We start from the raw sequence: 15,817 nt of genomic DNA, 5'->3' as shown, positions 1-15,817 counted from the left end.
CTTATCTGCAACATAAAACCACGCACCTCCACATTTTGCGCTATGTCATCTTGCCGGGTGACCTGAGGTTCCAAGTTCCCCGACCGGAGGTTCCACAAATGATTATCGCTGTCGTGCAGATTCCTTTTTCTGGGCAAAAACGTCCCACCGACGAGGTGATCGCGCAATCCCTTGAGTCGTCAAAGATCTTCCATTGCGTCAAAGGCTTGCGGCGAAAGTACTACCTTAACAGCGACGCGGGCGGTGGCGGCATTTACGAATTCGCAACACGCGAGGATGCAATGACCTGGTTCAACGAAGGCTGGGCAGATTGGATGGAGGGCCGCTTTGGCGTTCGTCCCACGCTCGCTTTGTTCGACAATCCCGTGGTGCTGGACAACGAGGCGGACGAGGTGCGTGTGAACGGCGCCCCTGTTCCTTGTCCCTGGAAAAGGCCGGCGGCTGATTGAGCGCGCAACGGGCAAACACGGCGTAAAGGCGGCCCGACCACCAAACCCCTCTGACAGCAGATTATCCCACCGCCCCCCTTTTCCCCCGGCGCCCGCACCGCTAACGTGCCGCCAAATTGCACCAACGGGAAATCACGCGTGACCGAAATCATTCTTGTCCGGCATGGGCAGGCCAATTCCGATGCCAAAGACGAGGCCAGTTATGACAGGCTTTCGGATCTGGGCCGCCAGCAGGCCACCTGGCTGGGGGAACATCTGAAATCCACAAATCCGCATTTCGACCATGTCGTCACCGGTACACTGACCCGGCAGGCCGATACCGCCCGCGCCATGGGCTTTGCGATCACCGAACAGGATAAGCGCCTGAACGAGCTACAGTATTTCGCCATGGCACTGGCGCTTGAGCAACAGCACGGCACCCCTTACCCACAAAACGTCAGCGACTATGTAAATCACCTGCCTTTGCTGATGGATCATTGGCAACGCAATCTGCTCGACGGCATCCCCGAGCGTTTTGACAATTTCACCGCCCGCATCACCGGGCTGGTAGACGAGCTTTGCGGCGCGCATGGCCGGGTGCTTCTGGTCACCTCTGGCGGTGTGATTGGCATGGTCGTGCGCCATATTCTGGCACTGGACAATGCTGCCACCTCGCGTGTCATGCTGCAGATCATGAACAGTTCGATTCACCGTCTGCATTATGTCCATGGCCAGTTGATGCTGGGTACGTTCAACGCGACCCCGCATCTTGATACCCCTGACCGGGCTCATGCCCGCACATTCGTCTGATCCACGAAAGGACAGCTTCGATGAAACTTTTTTACGCGCCCACAACGATATCTATCGCGTCGGCCATCGCCCTGGATGAGGCCGGTATTGACTACGAACCGGTCCGCGTTGATTTCGCATCGGGCGAGCAAACCAAGCCCTCCTTCCACGCTATCAACCCCAAGGGGCGCGTGCCTGCCCTGATCACCGAGCAGGGAATTCTGACGGAAACCGGCGCAATCCTGGATTACATTGCGGCAATCAAACCAGCGGCGCACCTTGTGCCCTCTGATCCCTGGCAGGCCGCACAAATGCGCGCGGTGATGTATTATCTGGCCAGCACCATGCACGTGAACCACGCACACCGCTTGCGCGGTATCCGCTGGGTCGACAAGGAAAGTTCAATTGAAGACATGAAGGCCAAGGTGCCGCAGACGATGACGGAAAGCGCCCGTTTCATCAACGATCATGCGATTCGCACGCCCTTTGTGATGGGGGATGTGATCAGCATCGCAGATCCCTACCTTTTCGTCGTCTGTTCCTGGCTTGAAGGCGATGGTGTGAAGGTCGACGATTTTCCAAAGATTGTGGCGTTCCGCGACGCGATGGAGGCCCGTCCGTCGGTTAAAAAAGCCCGCGAAATGGGCATGCTCTGAAAGGGTCCTGATCATGACACACCTATGGGTCCGCGCCGAACAGCGCCCAAACGAAGAACGCGTCGGGCTAACCCCTGAAGGCGCTGCCAAACTTATCGCCTCGGGCATCCAGGTCACGGTCGAGAAAAGCTCGGTTCGCGCCATTCCACTGGAGGGTTACTGCGATGCAGGCTGCACAATTGCGGCTGAAAACGCCTGGCCCGACGCACCGTTGGATGCGATCATTTTCGGCCTCAAAGAGCTGCCCGAGGATGGCAGCCCCCTTCCCCACAGACACATCATGTTTGGCCATGCCTTCAAGGGCCAGCATTCCGGCCGCGCCTTGCTGAAACGTTTCAAGGCCGGGGGCGGCAGTTTATACGATCTGGAATATCTGGTTGATCCCGACGGTCGCCGCGTGGCCGCCTTTGGCTATTGGGCGGGTTATGCCGGAGCGGCTGTATCGCTCAAGGCCTGGGCCGCTCAGCAACGGGGCGGCATCTGTCCGCCGGTGGGCACCTATCCGGGCCGCGACGCCCTGCTCGCCGATCTGGCCCGCGAGGTCACAGACACCGGCAAACCCAACCCCACCGCCATTGTCATCGGTGCCTTGGGCCGCGTGGGCAGCGGGGCGGCAGACCTGTGCGAGGCGATGGGCATCACAACCACCAGGTGGGACATGGACGAGACAGCGTCGGGTGGCCCGTTTCCGGAAATCCTGCAACACGACATTTTTCTCAACTGTATCTTCGCCCGCCCAGGCACACCTGTGTTTGTGCCGCGATCAGCCCTGACCGCAGAACGCCAGCTTGGTGTCATCGGCGATGTCGCCTGCGACCCTGACAGCGATTACAACCCGGTGCCGGTCTATTCACAGGCGACCAGCTGGGCGGCGCCCGTCACCCGCGTACATGATACGCCACCGCTGGACGTGATGGCTATCGACAACCTGCCATCGCTTTTGCCCGTGGAATCATCTATCGACTATGCTGAACAACTCTTGCCCTCGCTGGCGACGCTGGACAATCTGGATACAGGTGTCTGGGCCCGCGCCGAAGCGACATTCAAAGAACACATGAAGGGGATCTGAACATGACAATCCACTGGTGCGGCACCGGCCTTTCGGCCATCCCCGGCCTGCGTCGCCTGATCGAGGCGGGGCACGAAGTAACTGTCTGGAACCGGACCCTCGATAAGGCACAGGATGCCGTCGGCGATCTGACTAACCGGATCAAGGTCTTTGACGAAGATCTGCTGGCCGCCGAAGTACAGGAAGGCGATGTTGTCGTTTCAATGCTGCCCGGCGACTGGCACGTACCGCTGGCCGAAATGTGCATCAACAAGGGGGCGCATTTTGTCAGCTCCTCCTACATTTCACCCGAAATGCGCGAGTTGCATGCCAAGGCCCTGCTGAAAGGTGTTTGTGTCGTCAACGAGGTGGGCCTTGATCCCGGCATCGACCACCTGATGGCACATTACCTTGTGGACGAATATCGAAAGTCCAAGGCTTATGATGCGGGCAATGACCTTAGTTTTATTTCCTATTGCGGCGGCATTCCCAAACACCCCAATCCGTTTCGGTACAAATTCAGTTGGTCGCCTCTGGGCGTGTTAAAGGCGTTGCGCTCGCCGTCGCGGTCCATCAAGAACTTCACCGAACTGAATGTTGCGCGCCCCTGGGATGCGATCAGCAGCTATATCGCCCCCCTGCCCAGCCCGGAAAGTTTTGAGGTCTACCCAAACCGCGATTCCCTGCCATTCATGGACGACTACCGCTTTGAACCCACCTGGCAGATCAAGGAATTCGTGCGCGGTACCCTGCGCCTGAATGGCTGGGCCGATGCCTGGTCGGATGTCTTCACCGAGATAGAAAACCTGGAAGGGCCTGCAGGTGAGACCCGCCTGAAAGAAATGTCCGATCAGTTCTGGGCAGAAAACGCCTATGAGGAAGGCGAGCCGGATCGTGTTGTGCTTTGCGTGGCATTGAAGGCCGAAAAAAACGGCGTGCCGGTCTGGCACAAGACATTCGTTATGGATGCCTGTGGCGATGCGCGCGGCACCGCCATGGCCCGCCTTGTGTCGATCCCGGTGTCTCTGGCCATCGAAGCCGTCCTCAACCACGAAATTCCCGCTGGCGTAAGTGCCGCCCCACGCGACCCCAAACTTGTCGCGCGCTTCCTGGGCGAAATCGACCGGCTTGCGCAGCATCTGCAAGTGGTCGAACACGTCTGACCCGTCACCGCGCGCGATGACAGGAAAAGCCCTGCGTTGTCATTCAGGGCAGGCTCAAGTTTTCGTGCGAGCATCTTTCGGGCTGTGTTCGTCGGGCACTGCCAGTTCAACCCCGGCATCACTGAGGGCATAAATCCCCCGTGCCGCCCGGAAAAACCAGCCGTGGTGGTTGTCCGCCATGATCTGCGTCGCCCGCGCCACGCCGGTGGCTCTGGCGACCTCTGCGCCTTTGCTGGGCCCCGATTCGGCCAGATAACCTGCGCAACGCAGCGCATCCTGTCTGTAGGATGTCTCCACCTGGCCTGCCGTACCGCCCTGCGTCGGGTCGCCCGCGCGGGCGTTGAATTCTTTCAGCAGCGCCGCGCGCCGCGCACTGGATTTGCGCGGCTGAAACGGCCCCGGATCGGCATGCAACTGAACCGATCCATCTTCTACCCGAACCGAAATCACCCCGACCCCCAGCCGCCGGCACAAACCGATATTCCCTTTGAACGCCCGCCACCCTGCCTTGCCGCGCCAGCGCGGCACCGCCACATAAACCAAATCTGTGACCGCCTGCCGTTTGACCGACTGTTGCAGCAACGTCAGTGAAAACCCGGTCTTCAGTTCAACGATCAGCAGTTCTTGTGCTTTCACCGCCATCACGTCTGCCGCGCCTATCTCGCCCTTAACGGCATAACCCTGCGCTTCAAGCCAGGTTTTGACCGGTGCATATAATTCGATTTCGGCAGGTTTGTTCATTTTTCCTGTCTACAAGCCAATCATTCCCCTGCCAATTACCTTCATCCCGGCCTTGCAGGTCTGCGCACGGCGTAATGCCGCATTGCAGCATGGGCAGGTGACAAGCGCCCATGACCGGCCTATAAGGCGCGCAAACTGATGCAAACCACAGGATTATTCCGCAATGACCACGCTTGTTTTCGGCCATAAATCGCCCGATACCGATTCCACCGGCTCGCCCATCCTATGGGCCTGGTACATGAATGAAATCAAAGGCACCGCCGCCGAGGCCGTCCTTCTGGGCGAACCCAATACCGAAGCTGCCTTTCTGCTGCAAAAATGGGACCTACCCAAACCGCGGATCCTCTCGGATGTGGATGACGGCCAGGCTTGCGTGATCGTTGACACCAACAACCCCGCCGAACTGCCCGCCAATATCAACAACGCCGATGTGCAAGCGATCATCGACCATCACAAGCTGGTCGGCGGTCTGGAAACCAAAGGCCCGATCGACATCACCGTGCGCCCGTTGGCCTGCACCGCCACCATCATGGTTGACCTGATGGGCGATGATGCTGCCAGAATGCCCGACTGGGCCAAAGGCACCGCGCTGACCTGCATCCTGTCCGATACCCTCGAATTCCGCTCGCCTACCACCACCCCGCATGACCGCGCCGTAGCAGAAAAACTGGCAGCCGATCTGGGTATCAACATTTCGGACTATGCCGCTGAAATGTTCGCCGCCAAATCCGATGTCTCGGCTTTTTCTGATGCTGAACTGCTGCGCATGGACTCCAAGGAATACGGCGTCGGCGACACAAAATTCCGCGTCTCGGTTCTGGAAACCACCGCGCCGGCCACGGTGCTGGACCGCAAAGCAAGCCTGATGGAAAGCATGACAGCGGTTGCCGCCGAGGATGGCGTTGATCAGGTTCTGCTTTTCGTTGTCGATATCCTGAATGAAGAGGCCACCTTGCTGGTCCCAAATGACCTGGTTAAAACCGTTGCCGAAAAATCCTTTGGGGCATCTGTTTCCGGTGACTCTGTTGTCCTGCCCGGCATCATGAGCCGTAAAAAACAGATTATCCCGAACCTCAAAGTTTGAGTTTCAGCCAATTGAAAAAAGGCCCGCGCTGCACATTGCGCGGGCCTTGTTCGTTGCACAGCGGCTGCGTACTCAGATCGGAATGCAGAACAGCTGTTCGTTGAACTTGCCGCAATGCCAACCCAGCCCCCAGACACAGGCCTTGCCTTTGATGCTCAGGCAAATCTTGTTGCTGTGGATTGAAACGGTAAAGCACAGGTCGGCCTTGGCCACCCCAACCGTGGGCGAGAAGCAGACGCTCAGGTTATGCGGATCAAAGTGGTAGGTCGTACACCAGACCGAGGCGCCTGCGACGATCAGGCAAACCTTCAACTCTGCCGTCCAGTTTGACGTGTTTGTGCCGCAAACCTTCAGCGATCCCTTAATGCCGATGATTTTGAACAGCGACACTTCGAAATCCTGCGTGGCACAGTCATCCGCTACTGTCCGTGGCGCCAGTGCCAGATCACTTAGAACCGGGGCGGAGCTGACCGTGGTCAGTTCTGCGGTCCCGTCTGCCCCAAGGGAATTGGCAATTCCGTTCAAAACCTTTTTCTTCACTTCTGCTGCGGGCATACCCGCATGCTTTGCCATCATTTCCCAGTCCCGGTCGGAAACATGGGTCTCAAGTGCTGTTTTGATATCTGTCATGGCTTTACCCTTTATGATTTTGGAAAAATTTGTCGAAACTCGGATTCAATCACCTAAAACAAATACAACTATAAAGTGATTCTTTACACCCTGCAGTGATGTTGATCACAGTTCGGAGATACCCGGACGGGAATGAGTCCAAAACGCAAGACGCCGACGCCCGTCACGGCACGGGCGCCGTCCGAAGCAGCCGATTCTGCTTAGAAATCCCGGCGTTGTCTGGCCCCGTGATACAGGATATCGGCCCAGGTCTGGTTCACCTTGTCCCGCAGCACCACATCTTCAGGGTCCATGTCCCGGCTGGGGCGCCCGGCCCGAATGAAATTGTCGTGCGGATCCTCGCCGCGCACCAACTGGGCATAGGTCGGCGTTATTGTTTGCACCACACTTGGGGGCATATAGGGCTGGATCACAAATCCGATCCGGCGATCATCGCTGTTATTGGGTTGCGAACTATGGATCACCCGCGAGCTATGAAACGAGGCCTGCCCAGGCCGCAATGGCGTCGAAACAGCGCTGCTTTCGTTCACATCCTGTACTTCCTGCCCGCGGGTCAGAATATTGTCTTTGCCATAGCTGTCATTGTGGTCGCGTATCCTGTCATGACTGCCCGGGATCATCCGCATACAACCGCTTTCATCGTTGGCCTCTGACAGGGCAACCCAGGCCGTCACCCCCACATGTGGCTCCAACCCCATGTATCGCGCATCCTGATGCCAGCTGACAAACCCCGGATCATGGGGCTCTTTGATAAACAACACGGTGCCGTAATTCAGAATATCAGGTCCGACCAGATCTTCGGCAGCATCCACCAGAGCAGTGTTGTGCACAATCTCATCCAGACACGTCAGGTTCAGATGCGCATTATTGCGTGCCGCGCCGACAAAGGCTTCAGGCCACTTTGCTTCGGCCGCTTCCAGCTCTGCACGAAGTCGCGCTGCCTCTTCCTCGGAAAAGATATCTATGGGCGAGACAAAACCATCCCGATGAAATGCCTCAATCTGCGCCTCTGTTAATTTCTTGCCCATGGCGACCTCCAGTGATGTCCGGCACCTGGTTATGTGGCCACAGTATGTTTTACAGGGTCTGTTCCGAAAACGTCATTTAGGCAGGGAATGGATAAAACGCACCAGATTTTCCGCCACCACATCGCCCGCCTCTAACAATAGCGAGTGTTTCAGACCAGGCAGGATCACCAGTTCCGAATTTGGCAGCGCCGCATCAATCAGCCTGTTCAGGCGTGGATTGCAACCACCGTCATTTTCACCGGTCAGCACCAGAGAGGGCGCTGTGACTTCATGCAGCCAGGGCGCCATTTCAACACCGGCATAAATACGGAACACATTCAGGAAAACCTCTGCGTCCGTGTCCACCACCTGTTTCAGCCGCCGTTCAACCACATCCCCGTGCTCAGCAATGAACCCGTCAGTGAACCAGCGGTCCGTCAGCGTGCCCAGAACCTGCGGTATGCCTTTTTCCTCCATCGCACGCACGACACCCCAGACCTTGGCGCTGTCATCTTCGGTCCGAAAAGCGGCCGTCGACAGTAATCCCAGCGATTTTACCCTGTCCGGAAACCGCCGCGCATAGGCAGGCCCGATCATCCCGCCCAGCGAGTGCCCGGCAAAATGGGCGGCCTCGAACCCGGTTCGGTCACGTACCCGCTCCAGATCATTCACTAGTTCGTCCAGACCAAATTCGCCTTGCGGCATGGGCGAGGCACCATGCCCGCGCAAATCATAGGTCACTACGGTAAAATGCGGTGTCAGCACCGGCAGAGCCTTTGCCCATGTGTTACGCGCAGCGCCTATCCCATGAATCAGAAACAGCGGCGGGCCGTCACCCTGAACCGTGAATTCGCAGTCAATTACATCCATCATGTCATCTTCTCCTCAAGTCCCATGTCGCGGGCCATGTCCAGTATCTGTTGCCAGATCGGCTCTGGCAGACGCAGATGCGTGCGGTCGCCACCGGCCATCTGGTCGCGTTCACGCTCCCCTGGCACCATCACCCGGTCAACGCCCTGCGCCGGAGGGCAATCCCGGATCTCGGTCAAAATCTCTTCGGCGGCACGCTGCATCGTCCCCGGCCCCCGGAATTGCCCACAATCCAACGCCAGAACCAGCCAGTTGATCTCGCCCTTCTCAACCGGGCCCAGCATCGCCTCACCAACCAGCTCTGCAATCAGCGCAAGCCCCGATCCCAACGGCCCGCCTTTGGGCAATATCGCACCACCGTTGAAATAATCCGCCGGCTTCCGCGTGGGCATTCCGTCTCGGTCAACCACCGCCCCGTCGGGCAGATTGATGCCCGCCGCCCGCGCCGCATAAATCCATCCGCCCGCGATTTGCGAGGTCGCGATATCCAGCACGACCGGCCCGCGATATCCGCCAGGAATACCTATACAATAAGGGTTTGTGGGCAATAGCGCCTGCCGTCCGCCATGCGGGGCGACCATGCGCCAGGTCTGCCGGTTGCCACCGCCCAATGTGATCGTCATGCATCCCTCGCGCGCGGCCTCTTCGGCAAAGGCGCCCAGCCTTCCGGTATGTCCGGCCCCGATCACACTGGCAACAGCCAAGCCTTCGGCCCGCGCCGCTTTTGCCGCTTCGCGCAGCGCCAATGCCATCGCCGGAATGCCAATGCCGCCGCCTGCGTCGATCTTCAGCCGGTTGGGGGCCTCGCTGTGGATCACAGGCCGCGCTGACGGGTCCAGCGCACCATCGCGAAATTCGCGGGTATATTGCAGAACGCGAACCAACCCGTGCGACTCCACCCCGCAATGATCCGCCTCAGCCAGATGGCAGGCCACGGTATGGGCCACGTCGCCGTCGCATCCGGAAGCCACAAACATCCGGGTTGCCAGATCAACAATCCGGTCAGCTGGAACGGCCACACGATCATTTGCCTTCAGCTTTGACCCGGATTGCGCCTGAACAGTCATGGGCCGTCAGTCCGGAAACTTGTCCGAGGCCAATTGCCCTCCCGACCCCCAGTCGCTTTTGTCGACATCGGTGATCACCACCTGCACGCTGTCTGGGTTAACGCCTGCCGCAGTCACAAATGCCTCTGTCAGGCGCCGGACCAGCGCGCGCTTTTGCTCAACAGTGCGCCCCTTGAACATCTCCACCCGAATAATCGGCATCGTCCTGCTCCTTACAAATTTTTCTTGGGACGCACGATATGAAACGCCCCGCTCATATAGGTCAGTGGCTTTTCGCCAGCGTTGGAAATGCCGGTAACATTGCCGATGCAGATCGCGTGGCTGCCATGAATCATCGTGTGGTTCAGCGAACAGGTAAAGGCCGTGGCCTTTGGCAATATCGGCCCCTCTGTTGTTGCGGTGATTTCCAGCCCTTCAAACCGGTTCGGTTTGGACTGATCAAACGCTCCGGCAAAACAATTGGCCAGCTCCACCGCATCTTCCGACAGGATATTGACGCAGAACACCCCGTTATCCGCCACTGCTCGTGCAATCCGGCTGTCGGCCTTCAGACATACCAGAACCGACGGCGGATCGGCCGACAGGGATGTGAACGCGCTGACTGTGGCGCCCATCTGCCCCGCAGGTCCATCGGTGGTGACAACCGTCACCGTGGCCGCCACTTGCCGCATCGCCCCGATAAAAGCATCGCGTGCCGCACTCATTGCGGGCCTTTGGCGGTTATTTCAACCTGCTTCATCCGGTCATCCTTTCGTCACTCTGCACGGTAATGGGCCTATGGGCGTTTTGGCATATGAATACCGGCACACAACCGGTTTAGAAAGTGCGAAACACGGCGCCAAACGCAGGCCAAGAAAGGAAGTTTCAAGCAATTGCATCAGGCGTGCTCACGTATTCATGGTGTGAATCATCCCGCGCCGCACTCATTGCGCGGCCACCCCGGCCACGTGACGCCCGGTGAAATGCGGCATCACCTCTTCGGCAAAGCACTGAACTGCATCCAGGGTTTCCTGTGCCTCAAGCCCGAAATTCATGCTCAGGATAACCCGGTCGATTCCCAGTTCTGCATACGGTCCAAGCTTGTCGATCATTTCCTGCGTGGTGCAGATCAAAAGACTTTCCCCCAGTTCTTCTGCCGTTTGTTGGCGCGGCAGTTCCCGGATCATACCGTTGTCCACGATACCGGGCCCGGTAAAGACATTGTCGAACCGGCTGTAGTAGCGCTGCGCCATCTCGACTTTGCGCCGTCTCTCGGCTTCGGATGCCGCCACATGGCCCACCCGACTGAGTGTCAGGGTCAGATCGCGACCCGCCTCGCCCATCTCGTCCTTGGCGCGGTTGAACCCACCCACCTGATCCAGCAGCAGTTGATGATTACCCGACAGGGGTGTCGTCTGAATGTGAAAGCCGCGCTTGGTGCAATGATAAATTCCTTCCGGGTTCATCACTGCCATCATCATGTTGATCGGCCGTACCGGGCGCGGCATGATCGTCAGCGGCTCAAACTGGTAAAACTTCCCGTTCCAGCTTACCTCTTCGCGCGTCAACAGTGCCTGTAACACATCCAGCGACTCGTTGAACCGTTCCTGTGTTTCGCCCATCGGCACGCCCAGCCGCTCCATTTCATAGGCAAAGGCGCCGCGCCCCACGCCCAGCATCAACCGCCCTTCGGTAAAGATATCCGCCACCACCAGTTCACCCGCGTAGATCCGCATGTCATGCAAGGGCAGCACCACAATAGAAGTCATGATCTTAATTGCCTGGGTGTGCGCGGCGATCTTGGTGGCAAAGGTTAGCGGTGCGGGCATCATCAGCACGTTGATCAGATGATGCTCGGTAACGGAAACCGCATCAAATCCCAGCCAGTCCGCCAAGATCGCCTGATCCAGCATGTCCTTGTAGACCCGATCACCGCCATAAGACTTATCCGGGTAATCCGCCGAAAGCTGAAGGCTGAATTCCATAGGCCGCTCCTTTGTTGTTCAATGCACACTGGCAGAAAAATTTGAATCACGAAAACGGATTTATTCTATATTATAATTCAATATTCTTGCATTATCTGGCGATGAACATTGCCGCGATTCAGACATTCCTTGCCGTTGTCCGTACCCGCAACCTTAATCGTGCGGCCGAAGAACTTAACGTGACCCAATCCGCCGTCACCGCCCGGCTTGATACGCTGGAACAGTCACTTGGCGCCAAACTGCTGATCCGCTCGCGCAAGGGGGCGATGCTAACCAAGGCTGGTTATGCCTTTCTGGAAAGTGCTGAGGTGATCGCCAACACCTGGCAAAACGCCCGCGCCCGGACCAGCCTGCCGCAAGGCGTCACCCGCCTGTTCAGTTTTGTCTGCGACCCGTCGCTCTGGTCCGGGCTGGGGGAAACCTGGGTCGCTGAGCTGCGCGCAACCCATCCCGAAACCGCAACCGAAATCTGGTCGGGCCTGACCCCGGACGCCCAGCGCTGGTTGCAAAGCGGGCTCAGTGACGCCGCCCTGCTGCCCGAACCGCTGACAGGTCCCGATTTCGACAGCCGAGAATTTGCAGCTGATCAACTGGTGCAGGTTGCCACCCGCCCCCGTGCAGCCATGCGGTGGGATCCAGATTATATCTTTGTCGATTATGGTCCCGCCTTTCGCACCCAGCACGCCCAGGCCTGGCCGGGTGACGACACCGCCGCATTGTCCTTCAGCAATCCCGACTGGGCGCTTTCGCATCTTATGGCGCAGGGCGGTTCGGCCTACCTGCCCAAGCGCATGATCGAAACCCGCCTGAGCACCGGCACCCTGCACCTTGTAAAGGGTGCGGCCAGTTTCACCCGCCGCACCTTCCTTACATGGCGCAAAGCAAGCGAAACTGTATTTCCCTGGCTGGCCTGAACCCTGTGCAGTCAGAATAGCCACTGGCAAATCGCCAATACCCCTGCCATACCTAGACCAGACGCAGACAGACCCAATTTCAGGCCCTCCATGACCCAGATCATCCAGTCCCTTTCCGAAATCTCTGACCGGTACGAGGCGCTTTTTGTCGATCTCTGGGGCTGTGTGCACAACGGGCTAAAACCATTCCCCGGCGCGGTTTCCGCCCTGCAGGAATACCGCACCAAGGGCGGCAAGGTGGTGTTGGTCACCAACTCGCCGCGGTCCCGCAGCCGGGTAGAAAAGCAACTGGGCCTGATCGGCGTGCCGTCTGATTGCTGGGACAGCATCGCCACCTCGGGCGACAGCGCCCGCGCCGCGATGTTCCGCGGCGTGGTGGGCAAAAAGGTCTATTTTATCGGTCAGGATGGCGACCGCAAAATATTCGATCCCCTGAAAATCATCGACAACCCCGTACATGTCGAACCCGTACCGCTGGATCAGGCCGAGGGCATCGTCTGCGCCGGGCCGTTCGACCCCAACGCCGACCCGGCCACAATGCGCCCCGATTTTCTTTATGCCAAGCAAAAGGGGATGAAGCTGCTTTGCGCCAATCCCGATATCGTGGTCGATCGTGGCGATCACCGCGAATGGTGTGCGGGGGCTCTGGCCCGTCTTTATACCGAAATGGGTGGCGAAAGCCTGTATTTCGGCAAGCCGCACCCGCCAATCTATGATCTGGCCTACCGGCGACTGGCCGCCTTGGGAAAGGACATCGGCAAACAGGCGATTCTGGCGATTGGCGACGGCGTGCTAACCGACATTGCGGGGGCCATGGGCGAGGATATTGATTCTCTTTTTATCTCCGGCGGGCTGGCAGCCAGTGAAACAAAAACGTCGCACCACCCCGATTCAGAGGCGCTAAAGGCCTATCTTCAAAAGGAAATGTCATCACCGACCTATACGATTGGCCATTTGCGCTGACAAATTCCCTCTTGTTTTTTCTGCGCCTGCAAAGTAATAAAGTTCCAACATTGGTCGCAAATGCGTCTTAAAATTACTCACCCGTCGAGTTCAGGAGGGTCGAATGTTGGACAACATGCCGCGCGGAACCATAACCATCGAGGAAATCGAGATGGGGATGACACGCCATTTGCGCAAAGTCGTCACCGACCGCGATATCGAAATGTTTGCTGAGGTTTCCACCGACCGCAACCCGGTGCATCTTGACGATGACTATGCCCAGGACACGATATTTGAGGGTCGCATCGCCCATGGGATGCTGACCGCCGGTCTGATTTCGGCGGTGATCGGCGAACAGCTTCCGGGCCATGGCACCGTCTACATGGGCCAGACCCTGAAATTCCTTGGCCCCGTGCGACCCGGCGACATGGTCCATGCCGAGGTCGAGGTGATCGGCATCGACCACGCCAAACGCCGCGTGCAACTGGATTGCCGCTGTCTGGTGAACGGTAAAAAGGTCCTGATCGGCGAAGCCACCGTTCTGGCCCCATCAGGCAAGTTCGATTAACCCTTTCATCAACGCACTATCAGTCCTGCTCAGGCGGCAACCTGCCGGGCCCTTGGCCGTGCGGCGCCACGCCACCCCGAATCGTGTTATCATGCTCGTTACATGCGCGAGCGATACTACGAGTCTCATCAGACATACGGGAGGATGAAAGACATGGACGCCATCAAAACCGCAGAATATGCAAACGCCCTGCTTTCAACGCATGGCGGTAAGGCCGAAGCCGAAGCTGCCCAAAAGGCGCGCGAATGCAAGGAAGCCGGCAGAACGGCCGAAGCCGCCGACTGGACCGCAATTCGCAACGCCATTCGGCAACGCCGCGGCCCCAATCAGAGCTAAGAGGCAAGCACGCTTGCCTGACGTCCACCACCGGTTTGGCGCGCGCTTCAACCCAGATCAGGTTCAGTAGCCTTGAAGGATTCTACGGTCTGCATCGCGGCCCACCAGTCGGCGATCTTGCCGCTGCCCAATACCTTGTCGGCATCCGGCGTCAGCGAGACATAGAACATGATCGGTGCCAGCAGATAATCTGCCAGCGTCGCCGTGTCCCCTCCGATCCAGGGGTTGGCCTCTTCCATGAGCAGATCAATCAACTTGCCTGAGTCCTCAAGCGCTTGTTTGTGCGCCTCATCGTCCTGCCCGCCGATCAGGTCGGGGAACAAATAAAACCCTGCAACCCCCACCAGGGCGTTGTAGCCGTAACAGTCGAACAGGCCCACGGCCTCGTCCATCTTGGCGCGCGCCTTGGCGTCGGCTGGTATTCTGCACGGGCCATTGCCGATCTCGTCAAGGTAACGGCAGATGGCGCTGGTTTCGCGCAGGCGCATGCCGTCTATATCCAGTACAGGCACCTTGCCAAACGGATGACGCGCCAGATGTTCGGGCAGGCGCGTCTCGCCCTCCAGAACATTTACCGGCACCTGATCATACTCGATACCATTCTCAATCAGAAACATCCGAACGGTCCGCACATAGGTCGATCCATCAAATCCATAAAGTATCGGTTTTTCGCCCATAAACATTCTCCTCTGTTGCGCTACGCAATACAATTTATGGCAAAAAATGTTCTGTCAACGGAAACAACTCAACCCAGCCCGCCTGCATATTGCGCCTACGCCGCGTGCTCCGGGATCTTCCACGCGGCCCGTTGTTTACAGCAGGCGACCGCTGGTGTTTGACTATCCAAAGGATCACGGCAATGCAGGGCAGATCAATGAAAAGCACCCGTATCGCGTCACGTCTTTTTGCCCTGTCTTGCCTGCTGATCCAAGCCGCCATAACAAAGGCTGGTGCGCCCGAACCGGTTGCGGTCGAACTGGTTCTGGCGGTGGACACATCAATCAGTGTGAATGCCGGTGAATACCGCCTGCAGATGCACGGCATTGCCAACGCGTTCCGTAGCCCCGAAATCCTCGATATCATCTCCAGGCAACCCGGTGGCGTCGCGGTAACCCTTGTGCACTGGAGCCTCGGCAGCCTGAATCATCAAGCCGTCGGCTGGCACCACCTTCACGACTTTGCGACAACCACTGCCTTCGCCAATCTGGTCGAAACCGCACCGCGACAGGGGGCTGGGCGTGGTACATCTATCGCCGACGCAATCTATTATTCTGTGAAACTGATTGAGGGTAATACCTATGAAGGCAAATCCCGCAAGATCGACATATCCGGCGATCCCCGAAGCAACTCGGGTTCGCCGCCGCAATCCGCGCGCGATATCGCCGTTGCCAGAAATATCACTGTGAACGGGCTGACCATCCCCGATGGCGACCGGCAGTTGGTGGATTATTACCGCGCCTATGTGATTGGCGGCCCGGATGCCTTTGTGCTGACCGTCGGGCGTGATCGTGATTTTACCACTGCAATGCGCCTTAAACTTGAACGCGAGCTGAACATTTTTCTCTCCTCGAATGCACGCCGTTGCGGGACTGCCTGCTAAGATAAGCATC

At 58.1% G+C, this 15,817-nt stretch carries 20 protein-coding genes; 11 read left to right on the top strand and 9 right to left on the bottom strand.

What is annotated here, in order from left to right; genetic code table 11:
* Window positions 1-98: 98 nt before the first annotated feature.
* The 5 genes from PEL8287_RS05730 to PEL8287_RS05710 all read left to right on the top strand — a co-directional run bounded on the left by PEL8287_RS05730 (window position 99) and on the right by PEL8287_RS05710 (window position 4,084).
* The gene (locus PEL8287_RS05730) at window positions 99-449 is read left to right on the top strand and encodes a hypothetical protein (RefSeq protein ID WP_085891384.1); all 351 of its coding nucleotides are present in this window, start codon (window positions 99-101) and stop codon (window positions 447-449) included.
* A gap of 138 nt (window positions 450-587) precedes the next feature.
* A complete protein-coding gene (locus PEL8287_RS05725) occupies window positions 588-1,238 on the top strand; it encodes a histidine phosphatase family protein (RefSeq protein WP_085891383.1) in 651 nt (216 codons plus the stop codon).
* A 20-nt stretch (window positions 1,239-1,258) separates the two neighbouring features.
* Complete coding sequence (locus PEL8287_RS05720) at window positions 1,259-1,873, top strand: glutathione S-transferase family protein (protein WP_085891382.1); 615 nt, start codon at window positions 1,259-1,261, stop codon at window positions 1,871-1,873.
* Window positions 1,874-1,886: 13 nt separating this feature from the next.
* Window positions 1,887-2,942: a saccharopine dehydrogenase gene (locus PEL8287_RS05715; RefSeq protein ID WP_085891381.1), complete on the top strand. Its 1,056-nt coding sequence runs from the start codon at window positions 1,887-1,889 to the stop codon at window positions 2,940-2,942.
* 2 nt (window positions 2,943-2,944) lie between these two features.
* Complete coding sequence (locus PEL8287_RS05710) at window positions 2,945-4,084, top strand: saccharopine dehydrogenase family protein (RefSeq protein ID WP_085891380.1); 1,140 nt, start codon at window positions 2,945-2,947, stop codon at window positions 4,082-4,084.
* Between the two features lie 54 nt (window positions 4,085-4,138).
* Here the strand turns inward: PEL8287_RS05710 and PEL8287_RS05705 are convergent, their stop codons facing one another.
* The gene (locus PEL8287_RS05705) at window positions 4,139-4,825 is read right to left on the bottom strand and encodes a DUF2161 domain-containing phosphodiesterase (protein WP_085891379.1); all 687 of its coding nucleotides are present in this window, start codon (window positions 4,823-4,825) and stop codon (window positions 4,139-4,141) included.
* A gap of 163 nt (window positions 4,826-4,988) precedes the next feature.
* Between PEL8287_RS05705 and PEL8287_RS05700 the strand changes: the two genes are divergently transcribed.
* The gene (locus PEL8287_RS05700; protein ID WP_085891378.1) at window positions 4,989-5,909 is read left to right on the top strand and encodes a manganese-dependent inorganic pyrophosphatase; all 921 of its coding nucleotides are present in this window, start codon (window positions 4,989-4,991) and stop codon (window positions 5,907-5,909) included.
* A 72-nt stretch (window positions 5,910-5,981) separates the two neighbouring features.
* On the opposite strand, the gene PEL8287_RS05695 is transcribed toward PEL8287_RS05700, so the two are convergent.
* The 7 genes from PEL8287_RS05695 to PEL8287_RS05665 form a co-directional block, all read right to left on the bottom strand.
* Window positions 5,982-6,539, bottom strand: a complete 558-nt coding sequence (locus PEL8287_RS05695) for a hypothetical protein (RefSeq protein WP_085891377.1) — start codon at window positions 6,537-6,539, stop codon at window positions 5,982-5,984.
* A gap of 200 nt (window positions 6,540-6,739) precedes the next feature.
* Entirely contained in the window at window positions 6,740-7,567 is an 828-nt protein-coding gene (locus PEL8287_RS05690; protein ID WP_085891376.1) for a phytanoyl-CoA dioxygenase family protein, read from the bottom strand.
* 72 nt (window positions 7,568-7,639) lie between these two features.
* Window positions 7,640-8,419, bottom strand: a complete 780-nt coding sequence (locus tag PEL8287_RS05685; protein WP_085891375.1) for an alpha/beta fold hydrolase — start codon at window positions 8,417-8,419, stop codon at window positions 7,640-7,642.
* A complete protein-coding gene (locus PEL8287_RS05680; RefSeq protein WP_085891374.1) occupies window positions 8,416-9,483 on the bottom strand; it encodes an Ldh family oxidoreductase in 1,068 nt (355 codons plus the stop codon). The genes PEL8287_RS05685 and PEL8287_RS05680 overlap by 4 nt, the downstream gene beginning before the upstream one ends.
* A 6-nt stretch (window positions 9,484-9,489) precedes the next feature.
* Window positions 9,490-9,684, bottom strand: a complete 195-nt coding sequence (locus PEL8287_RS05675) for a 4-oxalocrotonate tautomerase (RefSeq protein ID WP_085891373.1) — start codon at window positions 9,682-9,684, stop codon at window positions 9,490-9,492.
* Between the two features lie 11 nt (window positions 9,685-9,695).
* On the bottom strand, window positions 9,696-10,187 hold the full coding sequence (locus PEL8287_RS05670; RefSeq protein ID WP_085891372.1) for a flavin reductase family protein: 492 nt from the start codon (window positions 10,185-10,187) through the stop codon (window positions 9,696-9,698).
* Between the two features lie 219 nt (window positions 10,188-10,406).
* Window positions 10,407-11,447, bottom strand: coding sequence for an LLM class flavin-dependent oxidoreductase (locus PEL8287_RS05665; RefSeq protein WP_085891371.1), 1,041 nt, complete (start codon window positions 11,445-11,447; stop codon window positions 10,407-10,409).
* Window positions 11,448-11,548: 101 nt separating this feature from the next.
* Between PEL8287_RS05665 and PEL8287_RS05660 the strand changes: the two genes are divergently transcribed.
* From PEL8287_RS05660 to PEL8287_RS05645, 4 genes are all read left to right on the top strand, one after another.
* Window positions 11,549-12,361, top strand: a complete 813-nt coding sequence (locus PEL8287_RS05660) for a LysR family transcriptional regulator (protein ID WP_139837705.1) — start codon at window positions 11,549-11,551, stop codon at window positions 12,359-12,361.
* Between the two features lie 90 nt (window positions 12,362-12,451).
* Window positions 12,452-13,324, top strand: a complete 873-nt coding sequence (locus PEL8287_RS05655; protein ID WP_085891369.1) for a TIGR01459 family HAD-type hydrolase — start codon at window positions 12,452-12,454, stop codon at window positions 13,322-13,324.
* 103 nt (window positions 13,325-13,427) lie between these two features.
* The gene (locus tag PEL8287_RS05650; protein ID WP_085891368.1) at window positions 13,428-13,871 is read left to right on the top strand and encodes a MaoC family dehydratase; all 444 of its coding nucleotides are present in this window, start codon (window positions 13,428-13,430) and stop codon (window positions 13,869-13,871) included.
* 153 nt (window positions 13,872-14,024) lie between these two features.
* A complete protein-coding gene (locus PEL8287_RS05645) occupies window positions 14,025-14,207 on the top strand; it encodes a hypothetical protein (protein WP_085891367.1) in 183 nt (60 codons plus the stop codon).
* 47 nt (window positions 14,208-14,254) lie between these two features.
* On the opposite strand, the gene PEL8287_RS05640 is transcribed toward PEL8287_RS05645, so the two are convergent.
* Window positions 14,255-14,884, bottom strand: a complete 630-nt coding sequence (locus PEL8287_RS05640) for a glutathione S-transferase family protein (protein WP_085891366.1) — start codon at window positions 14,882-14,884, stop codon at window positions 14,255-14,257.
* Between the two features lie 197 nt (window positions 14,885-15,081).
* On the opposite strand from PEL8287_RS05640, the gene PEL8287_RS05635 reads away from it, so the two are divergent.
* Window positions 15,082-15,807, top strand: a complete 726-nt coding sequence (locus PEL8287_RS05635) for a DUF1194 domain-containing protein (RefSeq protein ID WP_176228564.1) — start codon at window positions 15,082-15,084, stop codon at window positions 15,805-15,807.
* Window positions 15,808-15,817: the final 10 nt, after the last annotated feature.

It is taken from the genome of Roseovarius litorisediminis (genome assembly GCF_900172295.1).
Classification (GTDB): domain Bacteria; phylum Pseudomonadota; class Alphaproteobacteria; order Rhodobacterales; family Rhodobacteraceae; genus Roseovarius; species Roseovarius litorisediminis.
Note: the sequence above shows the minus strand (reverse complement) of the source record. Positions and strands in the feature narration are given on the sequence as shown.